Origin of the sequence: Croceitalea dokdonensis DOKDO 023 (assembly GCF_001306415.1) — a bacterium.
In the GTDB taxonomy this organism is placed as follows: Bacteria; Bacteroidota; Bacteroidia; order Flavobacteriales; family Flavobacteriaceae; genus Croceitalea; species Croceitalea dokdonensis.
The window spans coordinates 224,206-249,519 of record NZ_LDJX01000004.1; the positions used below are offsets into that span (position 1 = coordinate 224,206).

The 25,314-nt window shown below is 42.7% G+C and carries 24 protein-coding genes; 17 read left to right on the forward strand and 7 right to left on the reverse strand.

Features of this window, described 5'->3' with window-relative positions:
- Nucleotides 1-54 precede the first annotated feature (54 nt).
- A complete protein-coding gene (locus tag I595_RS10030) occupies nucleotides 55-1,203 on the reverse strand; it encodes a cysteine desulfurase family protein (protein WP_054559287.1) in 1,149 nt (382 codons plus the stop codon).
- Nucleotides 1,204-1,317: 114 nt separating this feature from the next.
- Here I595_RS10030 and I595_RS10035 point away from each other — a divergent pair, with 114 nt between their 5' ends.
- The gene (locus I595_RS10035) at nucleotides 1,318-1,827 is read left to right on the forward strand and encodes a hypothetical protein (protein WP_083467566.1); all 510 of its coding nucleotides are present in this window, start codon (nucleotides 1,318-1,320) and stop codon (nucleotides 1,825-1,827) included.
- Here the strand turns inward: I595_RS10035 and I595_RS10040 are convergent.
- Nucleotides 1,824-2,363 carry a Smr/MutS family protein gene (locus I595_RS10040; RefSeq protein WP_054559289.1) on the reverse strand — a complete coding sequence of 180 codons (540 nt, stop codon included), beginning with the start codon at nucleotides 2,361-2,363 and terminating at the stop codon, nucleotides 1,824-1,826. The two genes, I595_RS10035 and I595_RS10040, sit on opposite strands and share 4 nt — an antisense overlap.
- An 89-nt stretch (nucleotides 2,364-2,452) precedes the next feature.
- Here I595_RS10040 and I595_RS10045 point away from each other — a divergent pair, with 89 nt between their 5' ends.
- From I595_RS10045 to I595_RS10055, 3 genes are read left to right on the forward strand one after another with little or no spacing between them, the layout of a single operon-like run.
- Nucleotides 2,453-2,770, forward strand: a complete 318-nt coding sequence (locus tag I595_RS10045) for a DUF2752 domain-containing protein (protein WP_245628264.1) — start codon at nucleotides 2,453-2,455, stop codon at nucleotides 2,768-2,770.
- A gap of 16 nt (nucleotides 2,771-2,786) precedes the next feature.
- The gene (locus I595_RS10050; protein ID WP_054559290.1) at nucleotides 2,787-3,125 is read left to right on the forward strand and encodes a CCC motif membrane protein; all 339 of its coding nucleotides are present in this window, start codon (nucleotides 2,787-2,789) and stop codon (nucleotides 3,123-3,125) included.
- A 7-nt stretch (nucleotides 3,126-3,132) separates the two neighbouring features.
- Nucleotides 3,133-3,450: a CCC motif membrane protein gene (locus I595_RS10055; RefSeq protein ID WP_054559291.1), complete on the forward strand. Its 318-nt coding sequence runs from the start codon at nucleotides 3,133-3,135 to the stop codon at nucleotides 3,448-3,450.
- Between the two features lie 101 nt (nucleotides 3,451-3,551).
- On the opposite strand, the gene recQ is transcribed toward I595_RS10055, so the two are convergent.
- Nucleotides 3,552-5,753: a DNA helicase RecQ gene (recQ, locus tag I595_RS10060; RefSeq protein WP_054559292.1), complete on the reverse strand. Its 2,202-nt coding sequence runs from the start codon at nucleotides 5,751-5,753 to the stop codon at nucleotides 3,552-3,554.
- 196 nt (nucleotides 5,754-5,949) lie between these two features.
- On the opposite strand from recQ, the gene I595_RS10065 reads away from it, so the two are divergent.
- The 4 genes from I595_RS10065 to lptB are packed head-to-tail and all read left to right on the forward strand — an operon-like array spanning nucleotide 5,950 to nucleotide 8,887.
- On the forward strand, nucleotides 5,950-6,915 hold the full coding sequence (locus I595_RS10065; protein WP_054559293.1) for a KpsF/GutQ family sugar-phosphate isomerase: 966 nt from the start codon (nucleotides 5,950-5,952) through the stop codon (nucleotides 6,913-6,915).
- Nucleotides 6,915-7,751: a twin-arginine translocase subunit TatC gene (tatC, locus tag I595_RS10070; protein WP_054559294.1), complete on the forward strand. Its 837-nt coding sequence runs from the start codon at nucleotides 6,915-6,917 to the stop codon at nucleotides 7,749-7,751. The genes I595_RS10065 and tatC overlap by 1 nt, the downstream gene beginning before the upstream one ends.
- Nucleotides 7,741-8,091 carry a carboxymuconolactone decarboxylase family protein gene (locus I595_RS10075; protein ID WP_054559452.1) on the forward strand — a complete coding sequence of 117 codons (351 nt, stop codon included), beginning with the start codon at nucleotides 7,741-7,743 and terminating at the stop codon, nucleotides 8,089-8,091. The genes tatC and I595_RS10075 overlap by 11 nt, the downstream gene beginning before the upstream one ends.
- Before the next feature lie 55 nt (nucleotides 8,092-8,146).
- Nucleotides 8,147-8,887: an LPS export ABC transporter ATP-binding protein gene (gene lptB / locus I595_RS10080; protein WP_054559295.1), complete on the forward strand. Its 741-nt coding sequence runs from the start codon at nucleotides 8,147-8,149 to the stop codon at nucleotides 8,885-8,887.
- Between the two features lie 74 nt (nucleotides 8,888-8,961).
- Here lptB and I595_RS10085 read toward each other — a convergent pair whose 3' ends face one another.
- The 3 genes from I595_RS10085 to I595_RS10095 all read right to left on the reverse strand — a co-directional run bounded on the left by I595_RS10085 (nucleotide 8,962) and on the right by I595_RS10095 (nucleotide 11,245).
- A complete protein-coding gene (locus I595_RS10085) occupies nucleotides 8,962-9,768 on the reverse strand; it encodes a DUF4198 domain-containing protein (protein ID WP_054559296.1) in 807 nt (268 codons plus the stop codon).
- Nucleotides 9,769-9,917: 149 nt separating this feature from the next.
- On the reverse strand, nucleotides 9,918-10,520 hold the full coding sequence (locus tag I595_RS10090; protein ID WP_054559297.1) for a hypothetical protein: 603 nt from the start codon (nucleotides 10,518-10,520) through the stop codon (nucleotides 9,918-9,920).
- The gene (locus tag I595_RS10095; RefSeq protein WP_054559298.1) at nucleotides 10,517-11,245 is read right to left on the reverse strand and encodes a CDP-alcohol phosphatidyltransferase family protein; all 729 of its coding nucleotides are present in this window, start codon (nucleotides 11,243-11,245) and stop codon (nucleotides 10,517-10,519) included. Before I595_RS10095 ends, I595_RS10090 begins: the two co-directional genes overlap by 4 nt.
- 95 nt (nucleotides 11,246-11,340) lie before the next feature.
- Here I595_RS10095 and I595_RS10100 point away from each other — a divergent pair, with 95 nt between their 5' ends.
- From I595_RS10100 to I595_RS10140, 9 genes are all read left to right on the forward strand, one after another.
- Nucleotides 11,341-12,510 (forward strand): lipoprotein N-acyltransferase Lnb domain-containing protein, encoded by a 1,170-nt coding sequence (locus I595_RS10100; protein ID WP_054559299.1) that lies wholly within the window; start codon nucleotides 11,341-11,343, stop codon nucleotides 12,508-12,510.
- On the forward strand, nucleotides 12,507-14,384 hold the full coding sequence (locus I595_RS10105; RefSeq protein WP_054559300.1) for an ABC-F family ATP-binding cassette domain-containing protein: 1,878 nt from the start codon (nucleotides 12,507-12,509) through the stop codon (nucleotides 14,382-14,384). The genes I595_RS10100 and I595_RS10105 overlap by 4 nt, the downstream gene beginning before the upstream one ends.
- A gap of 29 nt (nucleotides 14,385-14,413) precedes the next feature.
- Nucleotides 14,414-14,911, forward strand: a complete 498-nt coding sequence (locus tag I595_RS10110) for a hypothetical protein (protein WP_157449717.1) — start codon at nucleotides 14,414-14,416, stop codon at nucleotides 14,909-14,911.
- A gap of 163 nt (nucleotides 14,912-15,074) precedes the next feature.
- Nucleotides 15,075-15,635 (forward strand): cob(I)yrinic acid a,c-diamide adenosyltransferase, encoded by a 561-nt coding sequence (locus I595_RS10115; RefSeq protein WP_054559302.1) that lies wholly within the window; start codon nucleotides 15,075-15,077, stop codon nucleotides 15,633-15,635.
- A gap of 120 nt (nucleotides 15,636-15,755) precedes the next feature.
- Nucleotides 15,756-15,980, forward strand: a complete 225-nt coding sequence (locus tag I595_RS10120) for a DUF2795 domain-containing protein (RefSeq protein ID WP_010520089.1) — start codon at nucleotides 15,756-15,758, stop codon at nucleotides 15,978-15,980.
- A 223-nt stretch (nucleotides 15,981-16,203) separates the two neighbouring features.
- Nucleotides 16,204-19,566 carry a preprotein translocase subunit SecA gene (gene secA, locus I595_RS10125; RefSeq protein ID WP_054559303.1) on the forward strand — a complete coding sequence of 1,121 codons (3,363 nt, stop codon included), beginning with the start codon at nucleotides 16,204-16,206 and terminating at the stop codon, nucleotides 19,564-19,566.
- Between the two features lie 152 nt (nucleotides 19,567-19,718).
- Complete coding sequence (locus tag I595_RS10130; RefSeq protein ID WP_054559304.1) at nucleotides 19,719-20,597, forward strand: sensor histidine kinase; 879 nt, start codon at nucleotides 19,719-19,721, stop codon at nucleotides 20,595-20,597.
- A 59-nt stretch (nucleotides 20,598-20,656) separates the two neighbouring features.
- Complete coding sequence (locus I595_RS10135) at nucleotides 20,657-23,170, forward strand: M14 metallopeptidase family protein (protein WP_054559305.1); 2,514 nt, start codon at nucleotides 20,657-20,659, stop codon at nucleotides 23,168-23,170.
- Between the two features lie 50 nt (nucleotides 23,171-23,220).
- Nucleotides 23,221-24,780 (forward strand): amidohydrolase family protein, encoded by a 1,560-nt coding sequence (locus tag I595_RS10140; protein WP_054559306.1) that lies wholly within the window; start codon nucleotides 23,221-23,223, stop codon nucleotides 24,778-24,780.
- A 167-nt stretch (nucleotides 24,781-24,947) separates the two neighbouring features.
- Here I595_RS10140 and I595_RS10145 read toward each other — a convergent pair whose 3' ends face one another.
- Nucleotides 24,948-25,190, reverse strand: a complete 243-nt coding sequence (locus I595_RS10145; protein WP_157449718.1) for a hypothetical protein — start codon at nucleotides 25,188-25,190, stop codon at nucleotides 24,948-24,950.
- Between the last annotated feature and the right edge of the window lie 124 nt (nucleotides 25,191-25,314).

Genomic DNA, 25,314 nt, shown 5'->3' on the forward strand with positions numbered 1-25,314 from the left:
CCTACGCACATTAAGATTAAATAGGGCCTATGTTGGCCGACCAAGTTGGCAGCTTTAGGAGGTTGAAAATTCCTTTAAGACCTTCACGGTGTATTCTAGCTCCTCTTTGGTATTGTATTTTGAGAACGAAAAACGAAGTGATGGTTTTTGGAGTTCTTTCTCTGGTAATATGGCGGTAAGCACATGGGAACCCATAGTGCTCCCAGATTGGCAGGCACTACCTTTGGAACAGGCAATACCTTTTAGATCCAGATGAAAAAGAAGCATTAATGATTTTTGCGCATCAAAAGGCAGACGGACATTCGTCAGTGTATAAGTACTATGATCCAAGTCTCCAGAATACCCATTGAAGGCGACCTCTGGCAGTTCTTCTTTAAGCCGTTTTATAAAGTATGATTTTAACCCGCTGACATACGCTCTTTCCGCAGCCAGGTTATCATAAGCGGCAATAAAAGCTTCCTCTAATCCTACAATATTATGAAAGGGCTCCGTTCCCGCACGGGCACCACGCTCTTGGGAACCGCCAAAAATCATGGGACGCAGGCCTGAGGTTTTCCTGATGTAGGCAAACCCCACTCCTTTTGGACCATGGAACTTATGCGCGGCCGCGGTTAAAAAATCAACTTGGGTCTTTTCAAGGTCCCACTCAAAATGCCCAACGGATTGGACGGTATCAGAATGTAGTAAGGCGCCATATTCCTTGCAAATATCCACTAGCTCATCCATATCAATGATATTTCCAAGCTCATTGTTTACGTGCATTAAGCTCACTAGTTTTTTATGGTCATCCGCAGCCAATAACGTGCGTAGATGGTTAGAATCAGGATTGCCAAAACCGTCTAACTTTACATAAGAAACCTGAATGCCACACTCCTTTTCCAATTCCTGGGCAGTATGGAGTACGGCATGGTGTTCTATTGGCGAGGTGATGATTGTTTGCACCCCTAGGTCCCGTACCGCACAACGCAATATCATATTGTCCGCTTCCGTGCCACCGGAGGTGAAGATAATTTCTGAAGGTTGGGCATTGAGGTATTTTGCAATGGTCTTCCTTGCCTTTTCTATTGCTGTTTTGGCAGAACGCCCAAAACTATGGGTAGAAGATGGGTTACCGTAAAATGTGGCCAAGGCATATTGCATTTTGGTGATGACCTCCGGCCTTACCTGGGTAGTGGCCGCATTATCTAAATAAACCTTTTCCATATGCCATATTGAATTTTCAAAACTTGCCAAAAATAGCCATTATTGCGTTAATTTCATTTTAATATTTGCGCCAACCCCATAAAAGAAAACGGCTTTTCCCGTAACTTTATGCCCATGAAAAAAATAGCTTTAGCGCTTTTGGGATTTTGTTGGTTGATTGTTGGTTGTGACGACGGGGACCTGCAAATTGAGACCCTTGATTTTGATGACACCAGCGTACAGAGCTGTAGCCCGTTGACCACCTCTACTAGGGTATTTTTTAAAATCAACCAGGATGAAGCGTTAATTCTACAATTGGCCAGTGGCCTATTACGGAACGAAGTAAGCACCGATACGATACAGAGTCCCATAAGCACCTCTGGCTCACAATTATTCTACCGCGTTTTTTCCGAAACTGTAAATTCCTCTTATTTTTGCTCCCTTTTCCCACCCGTGGAACCCAGTGTCCTAGAACAAATATCCGCGCAGGGAGGCCAAGTGCTCATTACCACAACCGCTGTGGACAGCCTTGAATTTCTGCACAACATAAAACTGCAGGGGCTGGTTTTGGAAAATAGTTTGGGAGAACAAATTATCGACCAAACCGTTTCGGATTTTGGTACGGTAACCACATCGGCCAACTAAACATTCTGGTAAACGTAGACCTCCGTGGCGCCCAGACCGTATTTTTGGTAATCCGCATCGTAAAAATCCACCGGATATTTTTTAAACAGGTAGATGAGTTCCTCCTTTAAAACACCCTCGCCAATGCCATGGATAAACACGATTTTTTGGATTTTTTTGGAAATGGCAAATTCCAATTGGCGCTCGGCGGTTTCCAATTGCAGGTTCAGCATATCAAAATTGCTCATTCCCCTTACGGAAGTTGTTAATTGGTGAATGTGCAAATCCACTTCCATTTTGGGCTCATTCCGCTTTTTAGGCTTTACAGTAGGGCCCTTAGCACGTTTTTTGGTTTCCTTTTCCTTAACCATTTGTGCTACCTCAAAATTAGTGACCTGTATGTCATTTCCCCGTTTTACCAATTGTTTGCGCAAAAGCTCAAACTCAAAACCATCAACATCCGTTAGGGTAACCGTATCCTTGTTCAATGCCGTTACGGTTCCCACAATGGCATCGTCCAAAACTTCAACTTGATCTCCTAGTTTAAAAGTGGTCATGTATTGCGTTGTTTACAGAAAAACGGAGGTTTGCCATTCCAGTATTCAAAAATAGTAGTATTTTGACGACCTAAAGTGAAATTTAAGACATGATAAACAATCTTTTGGGCCTTTACCTGGGCATTCAGGATTATATGCTGCCCTGTTTGAGCAAGCAGTTGTTTGGATTGGATTGTCCTGGTTGTGGCCTGCAGCGCTCCTTGGTTTTTTTGGCAAAAGGGGAATTTAAGGCTGCTTTTGATATGTATCCGGCTATTTATGCGATTTTGGCTTTGGCTTTCTTCTTGGTATTCGATATGTTGGTCAAACCAAAAAACGGGTATCCCATTAAAATTTTCCTTTCCGTTGTTACGGTGGGTAGCATTGTTTTGAGCTATATCTTGAAAATGAACAATTATTTCAACTAAATAAACAATTTAAATTATGGAACAAGAAAAATTACCAAACTCCACGCTGGTTCTCGTATTTGGTATCCTGTCCCTAGTAACATTTTGTTGCTACGGTATTTTCGGGGTATTATTTGGATTATTGGCCATTATCCTAGGAAACGCGGCATTAAAAAAGCATAAGGAAAATCCAGGTATGTATATAGGGGAAGGCAATGCCAAAATCGGTAGGATTTTGGGCATCCTAGGTTTAATACTGGGCTTAGCTCTTATCTTATTTGTAGTTTGGCTGATTTCCATTATTGGTTGGGATGTGATAATGACAAATGACCAAGAATTGATACAAGAAAAACTCAATGAGTATTTAAATCAGTAGACGGGTTATGGCGGAATACCAACAACCCCTACCGGAAGCCAGTACCATTTTAACCATGGGTATTTTGTCCATAGTGTTGACCTTATTCTGCTGTGGCCCTTTTGGTGGGATATTTGGAATTATTGGACTGGTTAAGGCAAAAACAGCAGAACGCCTTATCAATGAAAACCCGGGACAGTATACGGATGTTAGCAACGTAAAGACAGGCAAGCTGCTGTCTTACATAGGCATCGCCTTTGCAGTCATTTACCTGTTCCTTGTCATCCTATATTTTGGTACGATCGCAGCAATTTTGGCCAGTGGTGATTTTGACTCTTTACAGTAATTGATAAAGCGCAGCTTAAACAACACCACATCTTTCAAAAAACCCCGTCCAACATTAGTGCTGGACGGGGTTTTTATAAATCGCAATCGTTCCATCCTTTTCTAATTGGCCACCTCGCTCATAAATTTTAAGCGATAAATACGCAGTTCTTCTTCCTCGTAATCACCATCAAACTCTTCAATGGCCTCATCTATGGAATCGGATTCCGCTTCCAAGAAATAATCATGGATTTCTTCCTGCTGATCTTCATCCAAAACCTCATCCACCCAATAGGAAAGATTCAATTTTGTACCACTAAAGACAATTTGTTCCATTTCCTTAATCAATTGATCAAGGGCTATGCCTTTTGCCGCAGCAATATCGTCAAGGGGAAGTTTACGGTCCACATTTTGAATGATGTAAAGCTTTAAGGCAGAATTGGCGCCCGTACTTTTAACCACCAGGTCATCTGGCCTAATAATTTCATGTTCCTCCACATAACTGGAGATAAGGGCAATAAATGGTTTTCCGTACTTCTTGGCCTTTCCCTCCCCCACTCCATGGATGTTTAATAATTCTTCTGCGGTAATGGGGTACTTTAGGGCCATATCATCCAAAGATGGATCTTGGAAAACAACAAAGGGTGGCACATCATATTTTTTGGCCTCCTTTTTTCGAAGGTCTTTCAGTAATTTTAACAACTTCTCGTCCGCAGCACCGCCGGCTGACTTTGCCGCCGTAACAATGGCATCGTTGTTGGCCTCACTATACACATGGTCCTTGGTCATCATAAAGGACTCTGGTGCCGCTATAAAAGCAGTTCCCATTGCGGTGAGATGGAGTACCCCATATTGTTCAATTTCCTTTTTCAAGAGCCCAGCCACCAATACCTGTCTTGTCAAAGCCATCCAATAAGCCTCTTCCTTGTCATCACCAATACCAAAAAACTCCTTTTCCTGTACCTTATGTGCGGAAATTAAGGCATTTGTCTTGCCTACCAAGACCTTTACAATTTCCTTTGTCTTGAACTTTTCTAGCGTACCTTGGACCACCGTTAACAGTTTAACCACATCCTCCTTGGCCTCCACTTTGGGCTTTGGGTTTCTGGCATTGTCATCCATATCCGCACCGTCACCGTGCACCTCATCAAACTCCTCGCCAAAGTAGTGTAGGATAAACTTGCGCCTGGACATGGAGGTTTCCGCATAGGCAACAATCTCCTGTAGCAGGGCATTGCCCACTTCCTGCTCCGCCACGGGCTTGTTGGACATAAATTTCTCCAACTTTTCCACGTCCTTGTAAGCGTAATAGGCCAAACAGTGCCCCTCACCACCATCACGCCCGGCGCGTCCCGTCTCCTGATAGTAACTTTCTATACTCTTAGGAATATCATGATGTATCACAAAACGTACATCCGGTTTATCTATCCCCATCCCAAACGCTATGGTGGCTACCACAACGTCCACATCTTCCATCAAGAACATATCTTGGTACTTTGATCGGGTTTTGGCATCAAAACCTGCATGATATGGAACGGCACTTACACCATTTACTTGTAAAACCTGTGCAAGCTCTTCCACACGTTTTCGGCTCAAACAATAAATAATTCCAGATTTACCTTCATTCTGCTTCACGAAACGAATAATATCAGCATCTACATTTTTTGTCTTTGGACGTACTTCATAAAACAGATTGGGCCTATTAAAGGAGGCTTTAAACACCTTGGCGTTGGTCATTGCCAAATTTTTGATGATGTCTTCCTGCACTTTTGGGGTGGCCGTGGCGGTTAGACCAATAATTGGGATATCATCATCAAAGCGGCTAATGATACTTTTTAGGTTGCGGTATTCCGGTCTAAAATCATGGCCCCATTCAGAAATACAGTGCGCTTCATCCACGGCCACAAAAGAAAGAGGCACCGTTTGTAGGAAATTAACATATTCCTCCTTAGTCAAGGATTCCGGGGCAACATACAATAGCTTGGTGATACCATTGCTAATGTCTGACATTACTTGGCGCACCTCTGTTTTGTTAAGACTGGAATTTAAGACATGGGCAATTCCATGCTCCGCAGAAACGCCACGTATGGCGTCTACTTGATTCTTCATCAATGCAATGAGCGGCGAGACCACAATGGCCGTTCCCTCTTGCATAATAGCTGGTAGTTGGTAACATAAGGATTTACCACCGCCGGTGGGCATAATGACAAAGGTATCGTTGCGGTCCAATATATTTTGTATGACCTCTTCCTGTAACCCTTTAAACTTTGAGAAACCAAAGTACTTCTTTAAAGAGGCATGAAGATCGTATGTGGTAGCACCCATAGGTTGTAATCCGTTAAAGAATAATATTAATGGCACCGGCAGCACGAAAGATTAAAGTGTCTACTTAATTTCGTGTTTTGCAGTGTGCCATTTTATTGTAAATGCAAGATGAAAACAGTTATGTTTGTTTAATTTTGTATTCTTAAAGATAATACATTCTTTTAGGTTCACAACCGTAATAACGATTTAGCATACTTTGAACAACAGGCTCTCTATTCTCGATATCGCTAAAAACACCATTAAAAATGAGGGTAATGCTATTACCAACCTAGCGGAACTTTTGGATGAAAATTTTGAAAATGCGGTGCACTGTATTTTAAAATCCAAAGGGCGTGTGGTCATTACGGGCGTTGGTAAAAGCGCATTGATCGCCACTAAAATTGTGGCCACTTTTAATAGCACAGGGACTCCAGCCATTTTTATGCATGCGGCCGATGCCATTCACGGGGATTTAGGCACAATCCTTAAGGACGATGTGGTCATTTGCATCTCCAAAAGCGGCAATACCGAGGAAATTAAAATGTTACTGCCCTTGATCAAAAGGGGAAATAATACCCTGATCGGATTAACTGGAAATCTAGATTCTGCCTTGGCGAAACGGTGTGACCATGTCATCAATGTGTATGTGGAAAAAGAGGCGTGCCCCAATAACTTGGCCCCCACTACCAGCACAACGGCCCAATTGGTAATGGGCGATGCCTTGGCCATTTGTCTGCTCCAACTTAAGGGTTTTAGCAGTGCGGACTTTGCCAAATACCACCCTGGCGGCTCTTTAGGAAAGAAGTTATACCTCCGTGTTTCTGATATTGTGGAAAACAACCAAAAGCCGGCAGTACGTTCAGAGGCAAAGGTAAAGGAGGTCATCGTTGAAATCTCTGAAAAGATGTTAGGGGTCACCGCGGTGATGGAGGATGACAAGGTAGTGGGCATTGTGACCGATGGCGATATTAGAAGAATGTTAAACCGTCATGAAAATATTGGCGGTCTAACGGCCAGGGATATCATGACCAGCAACCCTAAGTTTATCCATTCCGATGCGCTTGCCGTAAAAGCCTTGGATACCATGCAAGACCTTGGCATCTCCCAGCTGTTGGTCATTGATGGGGAGGACTACCGGGGTGTAGTACATATTCATAATTTGATAAAAGAAGGGATTCTGTAATGGCAAAAGTGGCAAAAAACCCTGACGAAATGTCCTTTTTGGATCATTTGGAAGAATTGCGATGGCATTTAATCCGCTCTGTGCTTGCTGTAGTGTTGATTGCTTGTGTGGCATTTTTTATGAAGGATTTTATTTTTGATACGGTCATTTTCGGTCCAAAAAAAATGGACTTTCCCACCTACCGCTTCTTCTGTAATATCGCTACCTTTTTTGGGATTACCTCAGAGTTCTGTGCAGATACCCTACCGTTCACTATCCAAAACCGGACAATGGCCGGCCAATTTTCAGCACATATTTGGACCTCTATTTGGGCAGGCTTTATTGTGGGGTTCCCCTATGTTTTGTGGGAAGTGTGGCGTTTTATCAGTCCTGGTCTGCACCAAAATGAACGTAAGCACTCCAGGGGTTTTATTCTCGTGGCATCCCTTTTGTTTTTTATAGGAGTATTGTTTGGATATTACGTAGTTGCGCCTTTATCGATTAATTTTTTAGGCACCTATCAAGTAAGTCAGGAGGTATCCAACGAAATTGACATTAGTTCGTTCATAGCCACGGTCCGGGCATCGGTCATTGCATGTGGGGTCATGTTTGAACTTCCTATCATTATTTATTTTCTGACCAAAGTGGGGCTGGTAACCCCAGAAATATTGAAGAAATACCGTAAAATTGCCTTAGTGGTGGTCCTTATCTTATCTGCGGTGATCACACCGCCAGATGTGGCCAGCCAAATTGTGGTATCCATTCCGGTACTTATTTTATATCAAGTCAGTATTTATATTTCTAAACTGGTCATCAAGCGTGACGCAAAGAGAGAAGCCAAAAAATATGCAAAATAACGTAGAGGAGTTCAATGCCTACAGGGCAAAAATGAACGATAAATTGCTTGCGGAAAACAACAAGCTCATCAAACGTATTTTTAATTTGGACACCAACGCATTTATGCCCGGTGCCCTAGATGTTAAGACCAAAGAATTGTTAGGTCTGGTGGCCTCTGCCGTGATGCGTTGTGATGATTGCGTAAAGTACCATTTAGAGAGCTCCAAAAAAAGTGGGGCCAATAAAGAAGAGGTGATGGAAACCTTGGGCATTGCCACCCTTATTGGCGGTACCATTGTTATCCCGCATCTTAGAAGGGCCTACGAATATTGGGAAAACCTTGAAGCCACGGAACTCTAAATTATTCCCAAAGGCATTTTCATTGAATATGAATATGTTTAGATTTGAATACTAGATGAAGTTACGCGCAGAAAATATCATGAAAGCTTACCGCGGCAGGAAAGTGGTAAAAGGCATCTCCTTGGAGGTAAACCAGGGTGAAATTGTTGGCTTGTTGGGGCCTAACGGTGCCGGTAAAACCACCTCTTTCTACATGATCGTTGGCTTGATCAAGCCCAATGGGGGCCATATTTATCTGGACGATATGGAAATCACCAATTTCCCCATGTACAAAAGGGCACAGAACGGTATTGGGTATTTGGCGCAAGAAGCATCTGTCTTTAGAAAATTAAGCATCGAAAAAAACATTCTCAGCGTACTCCAGACCACCACGCTTTCCAAGAAGGAACAGCATATGAAAATGGAATCGCTCATAGATGAATTTAGCTTGGGGCATATCCGCAAAAACCGGGGTGACCTGCTTTCTGGTGGCGAACGCAGACGTACGGAAATTGCAAGGGCCTTGGCCACGGACCCTAAGTTCATCCTCTTGGATGAACCCTTTGCCGGGGTGGACCCCGTTGCCGTTGAGGATATACAACGCATCGTAGCCCAATTAAAGAACAAAAACATAGGTATCCTTATTACCGATCACAACGTGCAGGAAACCTTGGCCATCACAGAACGCTCTTACCTCATGTTCGAAGGTGGTATCCTAAAAGCAGGGATTCCAGAGGATTTGGCCAAAGACGAAATGGTTCGGCAAGTTTATTTAGGGCAAAACTTTGAGCTTCGTAAAAAGAAGTTGGACTTTTAAGAGCATCCACACGCACAATACTAAATTTGCCAAAGGTGGGCACATTGGTTGCCAAACTTCACACTAAAGAACACCTATCTAATCGCAAAAGTCAGGGTAGCCCAGTTAGATTCATAATCCACACCGTCCTCCGCACTTTTTTCCATGTGAATGGTAGCTATGTACCACTGGCCGCTGCGATTCGGAAATATCTTGATGATACCGTTGGCATCGGTACGTGCAGAACGTTCGTGGTCATGTGCGTCTAAACCCGGCATGCTTGTACTATAATGGCAAATATGGTTCGCAAGGGGTTTACCGGCGCTCAATAATTGAAAGCTTACCGCTTCTCCTTTACCCACGGTATAAGGATTGGTCTTTGCCACAAACTCTATAGGAAACCCAAAATAGGCACCAAACTCTGGCGTATTTTTATCACCCACCTGCAACAACGTCTTTACGTGCTTTGCATATTTTTCCTTGACCGCAACATCTTGGGTACCCGTTGCCATTCTTTCCGCCATGGTATCCTCCAATCCTTCATGTTCCAAATAGTCTTGGAACGCCTGGCCGTCCATGGAAATCATTCTTGGCTTGGTAGAAATGCCCCCTGCATAGGTACCCACGTCACCCACCGAAAATCTCATATACGTGGTTTGGTTTATATCATAAAACATATCCTCTTTAAGCGCTAGCTTATAGTTTGGACCAAGCAGTTGTGCATCAGAAATTCGGTCTCGATCAATAGTATTTTCACTTTTATCAAAAGTCCCATTAAACAAGAAAAGCGTAGCTTGCGTATTTGGGCTGAAAAAATAAGAATCGGCTTTAAAAAAAAGTTCATGGGAACAGCATAGTACATAGGTTGCAACAATTGCGCATAGGGAAAGAAATCGTTTCATGGGAATCTGGTTTTGTTTACCGTATGTACGATAAAAACCAATATGGGGTTTTATTTCCCTAAAAGCATTGTTGCGTTTGTGCTGTAAAAACTAAGCAATTCCAATAGAAAAAGGTATAGGGTTGTGTACCATAGCGACTGTGGAAAAGACTATTCTACCACGGTAAAGCGAAGTGCTCCATTTGCAGCACCACGTACGGTAGTCGTCACAAAAACATACTCTTGGGGCAATTTACCAAAATCGGTATCATAAAAACCAAACTGCCAATCGTTGCCGTAGAACCCAGATAACTGGTAAACCCCCGCCTCTTTTAAAAGAAACCCTATTCGCAGCCTATACGCATCGTCCTGGTAGTTCACATCCAATGCCAATTGCGTGGTTTCAAATTCTGGAATCTGAAAGACACCTGCTTCAAGCACCAAATCTTCTTGCGAAAAATTAACCAAAAAGGGCTTGGTGAAACTACTTTCCTTTTCCAGTTTTAGGGATATTCTCGCCTCTGTGGCACCCGTTATTTCAAAAATATCATATGACTGTCCCGTTATTTCATCTATGACACGTTGCGGAACCTGTACATTTAACCATAAGGTATCCCCCACGGCATAGTTAAACCTATCACCATCCACAAATACAAGTTGGTTTTGTTGTACCTCATAGGTAACGGGCGGCACATAATCATCTTCTGGGCAGCCACACAAAGATGCGCATAGCACAGAAAAAGAGGCTAAAATAGAATGGACGTACAATTTCATGCCATCGATTTTTTATCCAATAAGGACATTACAATGTAAAGTAAAATGATGATAGGAACAGCCAAAAACCTAAGGGTGATCAGTAACACTAGGCTTGCTAGGAGAAAAAGGTACTTTACCGCATTGTCCTTAAAAGACCAATTAGAGAATTTGAGGGCAAACAAGGGTATGTTGGCGTTGAGCAGGTATGCGCTGATCAAAGTAATCCCCAGAAGCACCCATTGGTTTAAAATAACCTCATGAAGCACCGTGGTATTTTGATAAAATAAAATCAACGGCAAAGACAAAATCAACAGGGCGTTTGCAGGCGTTGGCAAACCCAAAAAAGAGGAAACCTGGTTTTCATCCACGTTAAAATTGGCCAAACGATATGCAGATGCCAAGGTGATGATAAAACCGAAAAGAGGAAGCAGTTGCACCTCCGTATGCATACCAAATAAATCCAGATTCCAGCCACCTTTACTGGCCAAATTCAATAGTTGAAACATAACGACGCCCGGCACAAGCCCACTGGTAACCATGTCAGCAAGGGAATCTAGTTGAACGCCCAATTCGCTTCGTACATCAAGGAGGCGCGCTGCAAGGCCATCAAAAAAATCGAAACAAATACCCATAAACACAAAAATGGCAGCAAATTCCAACTGATTCATTACTGCAAAAACGGTGGCGATACAACCACAAAAAAGATTGAGCAGGGTAATGAAATTAGGAATATGCCTCTTCATAAATATAGTTTTTGTAAAAATAAACTAAAAATTAGGGATTAGTTGGTTGGGACTATTTGCACTCCAACAAATATGTTGATATTTGCCCTGTTGGTATGAAAAAAAATATCTTTATTTTTTTATGGCTGTGTACCGGGCTTTATGCCTTGGGAGCCAAGTTGCCTACCTTAACGGAAAAAGCCCAGATCAGCGTTCTCACCTGCTCCTCTGGAGACGTTTTATATACCGCATTTGGACATACCGCCTTTAGGGTCCAAGATACCAGCCTTGGTATAGATGTGGTATATAATTATGGCACCTTTGATTTTGACCAACCTAACTTTTATCTGAATTTTGCAAAGGGGAAACTCATCTATTCCCTATCGCGCAGAAGCTTTGAGGGCTTTTTATACGGTTATGAACTGGAAAAACGATGGGTAAAGGAACAATTGCTCAATTTATCCCAGCAAGAAACCAATGCCCTATTTGCTTTATTCGAAAAAGATTACCGACCAGAAAACCGGGATTATGCCTATGACCCCTTGTTCAATAACTGTTCTACCATAACGGGAGACATCCTAAAAGACAGATTGGGAAGCGATGTTGTATTCCATGACACCCACCTTAAGCAACTGTATACCTTTAGGCAACTGGTGCACCAATACATTGATTCCAACACCTGGGGGGCGTTTGGCATAGATTTGGCCTTTGGTGGTATCACGGATAAAACCGCAACACTGCGCCAGCACATGTTTTTGCCCTATTACGCCATGGACCAACTAGATAATGCCAGCATTAAAGGTGAACCCCTGGTGCTAAGGGAACGTAGTATCCTTGATTATGCGGATATCCGTTACCGATCCCATTTTCTGACCACTCCCCTTTTTTGGTTTTTGGCCGTGCTGCTCTTTGTAAGCGTTATCACCTACATTGATATAAAGCATAACAGTCGTAGCCGATGGCTAGACTTTGCCCTATTTTTCAGTAGTGGAATGGCTGGGCTTATTGTGATGCTGCTTTGGTTTGCGACCAACCATAAAGTGACCGAGCTCAATTTTAACTTTTTATGGCTTTTACCCCTTAACCTCCTTGTAAGTTTTGCGCTGTTGCGCGCAAAGGAACAACCAGTGTGGCTCGGCATTTATGTAAAAATGGCACTGGGCCTAATGGTCATGGCCATCATCATTTGGATTATTGGTATTCAAATAATATCGCCATTAAACATAGTGCTCATGCTTGTTTTGGCCACGAGGTACCTATTCTTACTTAAAATGGCAAAAGCATGAACCTACTCACCGTTGAAAACCTATCAAAATCATACGGGGAACTTGTGCTCTTCTCCAACATCTCCTTTGGTATCAACAAAGACCAGAAAATAGCCTTGATCGCCAAAAATGGAAGTGGTAAAACCTCCATTCTCAATATCATATCCGGAAAAGACAGCACGGAAACGGGACAGGTAACCACCAGAAAGGGAATTAAAATATCCTTTCTTGAGCAGGAGCCAGACCTCAATCCAAAGCTTACGGTAGAAGAAACCATCTTTGATTCTGGCAATGAAATACTATCCGTAATCGCACGGTATGAAGAAGCGGTGCAACAACCGGATGATCAAGAGGCGTTCCAGAAAGCATTTGAGGCCATGGAACGTTTTCAGGCATGGGATTTTGAAACACAGTACAAACAAATCCTCTTTAAACTCAATTTAAACGAATTGGATAAAAAAGTGGGCGTGCTTTCCGGTGGCCAAAAGAAACGCTTGGCACTGGCCAATGCGCTCATCAACAAACCAGATTTGCTGATTCTTGATGAGCCTACCAACCATTTGGATTTGGAAATGATCGAATGGTTGGAAGATTTTTTTAAAAAAGAAAACATCACCCTATTTATGGTGACCCACGACCGTTATTTTTTGGAACGGGTCTGTAATGAAATCATAGAGCTGGACAACAACCAACTGTACAGTTACAAGGGCAATTATTCTTACTATTTGGAAAAAAGGGAAGCCCGTTTGGAACGGGAGGCCGTGGAACAGCACAAGGACAAGCTACTCTTCAAAAAAGAACTGGACTGGATGCGGCGGCAACCCAAGGCAAGGACCACCAAATCCAAATCCCGTATAGACGATTTCCATGAAATAAAGTCTAGGGCCAGTAAACGGAGGCAGGAACACCAGGTACAACTAGAGCTGAACATGGAACGCCTTGGCAGTAAGATCGTGGAGCTCCACAAGGTGTCCAAATCCTTTGGGGACAACATCATGCTGGATAAGTTTGATTACTCCTTTACCAAAGGGGAACGCATTGGTGTCATTGGAAAAAATGGCACCGGCAAATCCACCTTTTTAAATATTCTTACGGGAAGGGAACCAAGTGCGGGCGGGAAGATCGTGATTGGCGATACCGTTAAATTTGGGTATTATACCCAAAAGGGCATCGCCCCAAAAGAGGGGCAAAAGGTAATTGATGTTATCCGGGACTACGGGGATTTTATCCCTTTAAAAAAGGGACGGCAAATCTCTGCCCAACAGCTGCTGGAGCGATTTTTATTTGACCGAAAAAAGCAGTACGATTTTGTTGAAAAACTTAGCGGTGGGGAGCGCAAGCGTTTGTATTTATGTACGGTACTTATCCAGAATCCCAACTTTTTAATTTTGGACGAACCCACCAACGACCTGGACATTGTAACCCTAAATGTTTTGGAAAGTTTTCTGTTGGATTTTCCCGGCTGTTTGATCGTGGTTTCCCATGACCGGTATTTTATGGACAAAATAGTGGATCATTTGTTTGTATTCCTTGGCAATGGGGTTATCGAGGATTTCCCCGGCAATTATTCTGACTACCGTTCTTATGAAAGCAGTAAACTTTTAGAAGAACGTGAAGAAAAAAGTGGAAACAAGGAAAAATCGGAAAAACAGCATTGGAAGCAAAAGGATAACACCGGAAAACTAAGTTATACCGAACAGAAAGAATACAACAGGCTAGAAAAGGAAATTCAGCAATTAGAAGACCAAAAGCAAACCTTGCAGGAAAAGTTTACGGATGCCACACTTTCTGGGGATGAGATTAACCAATTGTCCATTGAACTGGGCGAGCTGGAACAAGCCATAGATACCAAAACCGAGCGTTGGTTTGAGCTGGGCGCACAATTAGAGGGCTGATATCGCTAGGGAAAAAGCTATAAGACCTTATGATGTTGTTCAAATTACAATCCTACGTTAAGTACATAGTTCGCGCTACCAATGAGCATGATGTGCACTCCCCTTTTGTCTTTAATTTTTTAACCCAAGCTTTGTATCAAAAACCAAAGCTTTCAAAAGATAAAACACTGGATATTTTATTGAAAAGCAGTCGCTATTTTAATATCAGACGAGCTCGCATTATTGGGAACGAGGGCTACACAGCCAAACTAGTGGAAAAACATCCAATCCTTGGACAGGAGGCCCCATTGGACGTCATCTATGTAGAGCATATGGAAAAGGAGCCGCTTTCCTTGGTGTCAGCGGAAGACGTTCACAATGATAGCTTTGTCCTAATTAACCATATTAGAAAGGATTCCCATGCCTTCCACGCGTGGCGAACCCTTATAGAATGGCCACAAATCTCCGTAAGCATTGATTTTTATTCCTGTGGGATGATATTTTTTAGGAAAGAACAAGAAAAACAACATTTTACGATACGGATATAAAAAAGTAATTTCGGAAAGTAAAGGAAGACACTATGGATGATATCATTTACTACATATTTGGAGGGGCTGCCCTTATCTATTTGGTCATCTTGTTTCAGAACAAGCGTAGGAACAGGGCGCGTAGGTCAAGAAAATTTATGGAGGGCAAACAAAGACACAAAGAATGAAAATCTATACCAAGACTGGGGATAAGGCAACCACCTCGCTTTTTACGGGCAAGAGGGTACCCAAACACCATATTAGGATAGAGAGCTATGGTAGCGTAGATGAACTCAATAGTTACTTGGGACTGGTCCGGGATCAAAATATGGCTGGGCACCACAAGGAAATACTTGCCCAAATCCAAAACAAGCTATTTACCGTGGGTGCCATACTCGCCACAGAGCCCACAAAAGATAATAGGCTTAAAATAGCCAGGATTCATGAGGAAGACATCACCCTATTGGAAAAAGAAATGGACATGATGAACGATTCCCTTCCGGAAATGACCCATTTCATACTTCCTGGTGGCCACACCACAGTGTCATACTGTCACATTGCCAGAACGGTTTGTAGGAGGGCGGAGCGTATGATTTCCCTATTGCATGAAAATGAGCCTGTTCCTTCAGGTGTTTTAAGGTACGTAAATAGGTTATCTGACTATCTTTTTGTCTTGGCACGAAAATTGGCGATGGAATTGCAGGCCAAAGAGGTGAAGTGGATTCCGGAAAAAACAGACAAATAAACTATCGTTTTTTTCGTTACTGCACTAGTTATTTAAAATATTTTTAAATAATTGCTGATTTACTTGGCCAATTGGGTTTAAAAATTATTTTTGCAAAAAATTTAAAATCAAACCGTTACTATGTACTGGACGTTAGAATTAGCCTCATATTTAAGTGATGCGCCATGGCCAGCCTCCAAAGACGAATTAATAGATTATGCTATTAGGACAGGGGCGCCTTTAGAGGTTGTAGAAAATTTACAATCCATGGAAGAAGAAGGTGGCGAAATTTACGAATCCATCGAAGAGATCTGGCCAGATTATCCAACAGAGGAGGATTATCTCTGGAATGAAGACGAATATTAAACATTCCTCATATAACAACATTGACAAGCCTCATTTTTGAGGCTTTTTTTATGTAATTTTGACAGCCAATTGGACAAAATTGGTGAATATTAAATCTGGAACGGCTATTGTACCTTACAAAGCTTAGCCGTCTACATCCGATGGTTGTAACCATAAATGGTTGGGTAACACAAAAGTCCCTTAGAACATTTGTCCCATCCGTTGGAAATATAAAATAGTTTTTATGAGTTTTTTAAATTCCGTACTCAAGGTTTTTGTTGGCGATAAGTCTGAAAAAGATGTGAAATCCATGCAGCCCTTGGTAAAACAAATAAAGTCCTTTGAAGCTGCCTTAGAAGGATTGAGCCATGATGAACTCCGCCAAAAGACGGTAGATTTCAAAAAACGTATCGCAGAGCGATGCGCGGCAACCAATGAAAAAATTGATGGCTTAAAAGCGGAGGTGGAAACCTCAACGGACATTGACAGAAATGAGGAAATTTATGGCGAGATTGATAAGCTCACCGAGGAAGCTTATAAAATCTCGGAAGAAGTACTTAACGAAATACTTCCAGAAGCGTTTGCAGTGGTCAAGGAAACGGCAAAACGCTTTGCCAACAACCAGACCATTACCGTTACCGCATCAGAATTTGACCGCCACCTGTCCGGTACCGCAGATTACGTAACGCTTGATGGGGACAGTGCCATTTGGAAAAACACTTGGGACGCTGCTGGCAAAGAGGTCACTTGGGACATGGTACATTATGATGTTCAGCTCATTGGGGGCATTGCACTGCACCAAGGTAAAATTGCAGAAATGCAGACCGGTGAAGGGAAGACCTTGGTGGCAACCTTACCCTTATACCTTAATGCCCTATCCGGCAAGGGCGCGCACTTGGTTACCGTAAATGACTACTTGGCCAAAAGGGACAGCGCTTGGATGGCACCTATTTTTGAATTTCATGGGCTTTCTGTAGACTGTATTGATAAGCACCAACCTAACTCTGACGGAAGGAGAAAAGCTTATAATTCTGATATCACCTATGGCACCAACAACGAATTTGGTTTTGACTACCTCCGGGACAACATGGCACATACCCCAACAGATTTGGTGCAACGCCCACACCATTACGCCATTGTGGATGAGGTCGATTCCGTCTTAATCGATGACGCCAGAACACCACTTATTATTTCAGGGCCTGTTCCAGAAGGGGATCGCCATGAATTCAATGAACTAAAACCCAAGGTGGCGGATATTGTCCAAAAACAACGACAGCATTTAACGGGCGTACTGGCAGAGGCCAAAAAACGTATTGCGGCCGGAGACACCAAGGAAGGCGGCTTCCTGTTGTTACGCGTACATCGTGGTCTGCCCAAAAACAAAGCGCTCATTAAATTTTTGAGCGAGGAAGGGGTGAAGCAATTGTTGCAAAAGACCGAAAATTTTTACATGCAGGACAACAACCGTGAAATGCCCAAGGTAGATGAGGACTTGCTGTTTACCATAGAAGAAAAAAACAACCAAATAGAGCTTACCGATAAGGGTATAGAGTACATTTCTGGCGACCAAGACCCGGATTTCTTTGTGATGCCGGATATCGGTGGGGAAATTGCAAAGATTGAAGGTCAAGACCTGGACATTGAAAAAGAAGCAGAACTTAAAGAAAATCTATTTAAGGAGTTTGCCGTAAAAAGTGAACGCATCCATACCATGAGCCAGCTTTTAAAGGCTTATACCCTGTTTGAAAAAGACGTGGAATATGTGGTCATGAATAACAAGGTGATGATCGTGGACGAGCAGACGGGCCGTATTATGGATGGCAGGCGCTACTCAGATGGATTGCACCAAGCCATTGAAGCCAAAGAAAACGTAAAGATTGAAGCCCTTACCCAGACCTTTGCCACCATTACCCTTCAAAACTACTTTAGGATGTACAATAAACTGGCGGGGATGACGGGTACCGCGGTTACAGAGGCTGGAGAATTCTGGGAAATCTATAAATTAGACGTTGTTGAGATACCCACCAACAGACCCATAGCGCGTGATGACAGGCATGACCTTATTTATAAGACCAAACGTGAAAAATACAATGCCATCATAGAAGAGGTAACCCAACTTTCAAAAGCGGGAAGGCCTGTATTGATAGGCACCACCTCCGTAGAGATATCGGAATTATTATCAAAACTCTTGAGCGTTCGTAAAGTACCGCACAACGTATTAAACGCCAAACTACACAAAAAAGAGGCAGATGTGGTTGCCGAGGCCGGTAAGGGCGGAGTGGTCACTATTGCCACCAATATGGCAGGGCGTGGTACGGACATTAAACTATCACCAGAGGTGAAGGCTGCAGGAGGTTTGGCCATTGTTGGCACGGAAAGGCATGATTCCAGACGTGTGGACAGACAGCTTCGTGGTCGTTCCGGGCGTCAGGGAGACCCTGGAAGTTCGCAGTTTTACGTATCGCTAGAGGATAATTTGATGCGCCTGTTCGGTTCGGACAGGGTTGCAAAAATGATGGATAAAATGGGACTGGAAGAAGGTGAGGTCATTCAGCACTCCATGATGACCAAATCCATAGAGCGGGCCCAGAAAAAAGTGGAGGAAAACAACTTTGGTATCCGCAAGCGTTTATTGGAGTATGATGATGTGATGAATGCCCAACGAGAGGTGGTCTATAAAAGAAGAAGGCACGCCATACAGGGAGAGCGGCTCAAGGTAGATATTGCCAACATGATCTATGATACCTGTGAGGTGATTTCGGAAACCAACAAAGCGGCGGAAGATTTTAAAAATTTTGAATTTGAGCTAATTAAGTACTTCTCCATCACCTCTCCCGTAGGCGAGGAAGATTTTGGGAAACTAGGTTTTCAAGAAATCGCCAATAGGGTTTATGAACAAGCCTACGAGCATTACCAGACTAAAATGCAACGTAGTGCAGAGATAGCCTTTCCCGTTATTAGAAATGTCTATGAGGACCAAACCAATAAATTTGAGCGAATAGTAGTTCCATTTACGGACGGTATCAAAACATTGAGCGTGGTGACCAACCTTAAAGAGGCGTATGACAGTAATGGAAAACAATTGATCAATGACTTTGAAAAGAACATCACCCTTGCCATTATAGATGAATCCTGGAAAACCCATTTGCGTAAAATGGACGAGTTAAAGCAATCCGTGCAATTGGCGGTCCATGAGCAAAAAGATCCACTTTTGATCTATAAGTTTGAGGCCTTCGAGCTTTTTAAGAACATGATAGACAAAGTGAACAAAGAGGTCATCTCCTTCCTGTTCAAAGGAGAGCTTCCGTCAGAAAATCCAAATCAAGTTCAGGCGGCAAGCGCTGTAAGGCGTCCCAAACAGCATTTAAAAACCTCTAAGGAAGAAATCCCCAATAGTGATGAGCTTGCAGCTAAAAGTAGGGCGGCAGGACAGACCCAAGGGCAACGTCCGCAAAAAACGGAAACCATTACGCGGGAACGACCCAAAATTGGTAGAAATGAACGGGTCACCATAAAAAATGTCCTTTCCGGAGAAAGTAAGACGGTAAAGTACAAACAGGCAGAGCCTCTTATTGAAAAAGGGGAATGGGTATTGACCAATGGGTAGATACACCCATGTGCACTGCAAGAATGAACGGCGGCTTATTATTGGTCGCCGTTTTTGATTATCCATAAAAAACGCTGTAGTTTTACCCTTAGATTACACCCCGTTAATTTTCTGCCACAAATGTCTTTTTATTTGTGTAATTTGACTTTTTAATGGAAAAACCGACCCAGCACCAAAACGGCTTAAAGTCAAAACTGGACCAATTTAAGGTAATTAACCTTATTGGGTTATGTATCGCTATTGGCGCGGCTATTTTCGTGGCCATTACTGTGGGCAATATATGGCTTACCTTAGCGATATCTTGTATCGTCATATGCTTGGTTTTCAGTATATTTTTTTCAAAAACAGTAGCGCAAAGCCTTGAAAACAACAATCAGTTAGAAGCTAAAATCCTAGAGAAGGATATGCTCCTAAAAGAGGTGCACCACCGGGTTAAAAACAACCTCCAAACTGTATCGAGCCTATTGAGCTTGCAGTCCCGGGCCATCCAAGATGATAAAATAGGCAGTATTATCAAGAGTAGCCAGCACAGAGTGGTATCCATGGCCATGGTGCACGAAATGTTGCACAAAAGGGATGACTATAGTTCCAAGGTTACCTTAAAACCGTATTTTAAGGAACTTTGCGAGTATTTGATTCGCTCCGTAAAAGGCAACAGCGAGGACATTAAACTTAAATTAGATGTAGGTGATTTTAAATTGAGCATAGATACGGTAATTCCTTTAGGCTTAATTGTGAACGAGACCGTGACCAACGCATTAAAATATGGGTTACCTGGAGACGCCAAAGGGGAAATTTTGGTCCAACTCAGTAAAAAAGGTGACAACAGCTATGAAATGTACCTTGGGGACAATGGCATCGGTTTCCCTAAAGATGTGAACCCAAAGAACACCAAATCCTTGGGATTAAAATTAATCCATAATCTTTCCAAGCAACTAAGAGGTTCCGCCCAGCGAGATACCACCACCAACGGAACATACTATCAAGTTATTTTTCAAGAAGTGGTGGACGATTTTAATTCCATAGATTAATTGGTGTGTTTTCTGGTAGTTGGTTATCTTTAAGTGCTAACTCAAAAAATATCCGCCCAATGTCCAAAAGATTACTTTTCTTGGCGCTTCTTTTTAGTGCCAACACATTTTCCCAAGATTATTTTTTTGAAAAATACCGACCCTTTAATGAAGCCATTCCATCACCAGAAGAATTTTTGGGCTATGGCATTGGTGAAAGGCATACCAGACATGATTTGATCGTTGCCTACTTTACAAAACTGGCAGAAGTATCCAACCGCGCCACGCTTTATGAATACGGGCAAACGTATGAAGGGAGAAAGCTGGTAATGTTAACCGTGACCACACCTGGGAACCACGCTAATCTGTCCGATATAAAGGCAAAGCATTTAGCTTTCAACGACGTTAACCAATCGGTCACCAATTATGATGAAGTACCCATTTTTATCAATCTAGCCTATAACGTGCATGGTAACGAACCCTCCAGTTCAGAAGCCGCCCTGCTTACCGCCTATACCCTAGTGGCGTCTGACCATTCCGAAGTTTCCAACTACCTAAAAAATGCCATTATCATGATTGATCCAACGATCAATCCTGACGGAAGGGATAGGCATACCCAATGGGCAAACAGCTATCAGGGAAATCCACTGGTGGCAGATCCGGCAGATGCGGAACATAACGAGTATTGGCCAAGAGGGAGAACCAACCATTACTGGTTTGATCTTAATAGGGACTGGCTTTTGGGCATACATCCAGAAAGTCGTGGAAAATTAACGTGGTACCATCAATGGTATCCTAATGTAGTTACTGATTTTCATGAAATGGGAAGTCAGAGCAGTTACTTTTTTGAGCCGATGAAAACCAATGGCTCCCTAAATCCCATAATGCCGAAAGAAAACTATGAGGATTTAAACAACCTTTTTGGGGATTATTTTGCAAAAGCACTGGACAGTATTGGCTCCTTTTATTTTACCAAGGAGGTGTTTGATGGCACATATCCAGGCTACGGATCCTCCTATCCAGATCTCCAAGGTGGTCTAGGGTTACTGTTTGAACAGGCAAGTTCTCGAGGCCACAAACAGACCACAGCCTTTGGTGAGATCACCTTCCCTTTCACCATTCGTAACCAATACACCTCTAGCATGACAACGGTAAAGGCCGCAGTGGAAAACAAGGCATACCTAAGAAAATACCAACAAAAGTTCTTTAAAAGCGCTCTTACCAACGCCACAAAAGGAAGGATAAAGGGTTATTATTTTAAGGACGACTTTGATCAAAACCGCGTAAAAGCCTTTATAGATAAACTTTTATTGCACAAGGTAGATGTATACCAACAAGACAATGGCTATGTGGTGCCCACCAACCAACCCCAATACCGTATGGTACAGACCATGTTTGAAACGTACAGCAAATACCAAGATAGTGTCTACTATGATGCTTCTGCTTGGTCCGTTGCCAATTTCTACAATATGAAATATAGGCCCACCAATAGTCTAAACCTTGGCAACAAAGTTGAATCCACAGAGAATTTAGTGACCAATACCCCTGTTGTAGCGTCTGACTATGCCTATATTTTGGATTATGATGACTATAATGCTGTTGCTGCCTTGCATTATTTACAGTCCAATGGGCTGGTGGTTTCGTCATCATTTAAACCATTTAGCACCATAACCAACGCAGGACAAAAGAGCTTTAATTATGGGGCACTGGTAGTCCCCGTCAGTTTACAGAAAAAAGACGCAAAGGCCGTTTTTGAGCTAGTGGCGAAAGCCCAAAAGAAATTCAAAATTCCTGCATTTGGCGTTGAAACGGGATACAACACAAAAGGCATAGATTTGGGCAGTAGATATGTGTCTCCCTTAACCAAACCAAAAGCCATGATGCTCATTGGTGATGGGGTAAGGTCCTATGAGGCTGGTGAAGTTTGGCATTTGTTGGATACCAGGGTACACATGCCCATTACCAAAATACCCTTGCGGAATTTTAACAGTATCAGGTTCGATAACTACAATACGCTAGTTATGGTTTCTGGCAGGTACAATCTAACGACATCACAATTGGAACGTATCAAAACCTGGGTAGCCAAGGGCAACACCTTAATCACCATAGGCACTGCGACAAAATGGGCCATAGACAAGAAATTGGTTAAAGAAAGTTTGGTTCCCTCCAAACAGGATTCAACAGCTACCGTAAGCCGAAAGCCCTACGTGGATGCCCCTGAAAATATTGGCAAGGAAGAAGTAGGTGGCATTATTCTAAAGGTGGACTTGGATGTGACCCATCCACTGGCCTTTGGATATAGAGACCAGCAAATACCGGTGTATAAGAACAATAGCATATGGGTACAGCCCAGTAAAAATGAATACGCTACTGTGGCAAAGTATAGTAAGGATGCGCATATAGATGGCTTTATTACAGAAAAGAACAAAGAGGAGTTTTTAAACAAAGCTGCGTCCTTGGTCGTTAGTAAAATGGGCAGGGGAAGGGCAATTCTGTTTGCGGACAATCCAAATTTTAGGGGAACTTGGTATGGCACTAATCGTTTGTTTCTTAATGCTTTATTCTTAGGTGATAAGATTGATGTTCCCGAATAATGTTCAAAACGTGAAGTTCCTCATTCGTAAAAAATTATAAACCAACACCCATGAAAAAACCTTTTGCATTTCTAATCGTTTTTTGCCTTTTCCAGGCCGCAATTTCACAAGACAAACTGCAAGAAGGCCCCTATCCACAACTTATCATCAGGGGTGTTACCTTGATAAACGGTAACGGTGCCCCACCAAGGGGACCAATTGATATTGTGGTAGAAAACAACAAAATCGTCAAAATTCAAGTAGTGGGGTATCCTGGTGTAGCTATCAATGAGGCTCGCCGACCCAAATTAAAAGCAGGTGGAAAAGAATTGGATTGTACGGGCATGTACCTTCTACCTGGGTTTGTGGATATGCACGGGCATATTGGAGGGGTGTCCCAAGGAGCAGATTATGATTATGTGTTTAAGCTTTGGATGGCCCATGGCATTACCACTGTAAGGGAACCTAGCGGCCGGGGTGTGGACTGGGCCTTGGATTTAAAAGAAAGAAGTGCCAAAAACGAGATTATTGCTCCTAGGGTCTTGGTCTATACTGGCTTTGGACAAGGTAGTGACCAACCCATTAGCACCCCAGAACAGGCAAGGGAATGGGTGCGCGCCAATGCTAAAAAAGGTGCCGATGGCATTAAATTCTTTGGCGCCCCTCCAGAAATCATGTCGGCCGCATTGGATGAAAATAAAAAACTCGGACTGCGATCTGCCTGCCATCATGCCCAAATGGATGTTGCCCGTTGGAATGTCTTAAATTCCGCTAGGGCCGGTCTTACCAGCATGGAACACTGGTATGGGTTGCCAGAAGCCCTATTTACGGACAGGACCTTACAAGACTACCCCCTAGACTACAACTACCAAAATGAACAGCATAGGTTTGAAGAAGCCGGTAAACTTTGGACACAGGCGGCCCCACCCTACTCTGACCATTGGAATAGCGTGATGAATGAACTTATAGCACTGGACTTTACCCTGGACCCCACCTTTAATATCTATGAGGCCAGTCGTGATTTGCATCGTGCAAGAAGGGCAGAATGGCACGAGGATTATACACTACCGTCCCTTTGGGAATTTTACCAACCCAGTAAAATCAGCCATGGTTCCTATTGGCATGACTGGGGCACGGAACAAGAAGTGGCATGGCGCGCCAACTACAAGTTGTGGATGACCTTTATCAATGAATACAAAAACCGCGGCGGCCGCGTAACGGCAGGTTCGGATAGCGGATTTATTTTTCAACTATATGGTTTCGCCTATGTTAGGGAACTGGAATTGCTTCGGGAGGCGGGTTTCCATCCTTTGGAGGTGATACGCTCAGCCACCTTAAACGGAGCTGAGGCCCTTGGAATGGCAGATGAAATAGGCACAGTGGCCATTGGCAAGCTTGCCGATTTTGTAATTGTGGAAGAAAATCCACTAAAAAATTTAAAGGTGCTATACGGAACGGGAGCCATAAAACTAACAGATGACAATAAAGTGGTTCGCGCTGGTGGTGTAAAATACACCATTAAGGATGGAATTATTTATGATGCCAAAGGTTTGTTGAAGGAAGTAAAAAAAATGGTCGATGCCAAAAAATCGGAAGAAAATTATGAGATTAAACAGCCTGGAATGAAATAGGCTTTATCAATCATTTAATGTGTTTTGGCACTATGGCTTGTTGCTATTATTTAGCCCTTCGGAGCGTGTGGGAATTGTTACCCCCTTTAAGGATGGAATTAATAGATTTAGTGCTAGACCTAGTCCCAAAAATATGAATACAGAAAGTAAGGCTAATGGGGTCATGATTATGCTATTTTAGTTTTGTTACGTATGGTTTTAAAAGCCAGCTCCTTTTTAATTCTGGAATTTTTAAACATATAAAGACGTACCATTTGGTCCTCTTCTACCTTGGTTGTAGATTTCTGGATTGCATCCACAGTACTGGATTCTTTTATGGTATCGCTGGTTTTATTGGTCAGTTTAACTTCTTGGGCAAAGGATAGTGCAGTAAAAACAAAAATGACGATTGTGGTTAAGATGGGTTTCATAATTTGGGTACTTAATTCCATCTAAAAGTACCCTAGAAGCGTAGGTCATAAGTAGTTAACTCGCTGTGAACCTTATATTTCTCGGTAAAAAACCTAAAAAAGGACAAAGTGTACCAAAGCATCG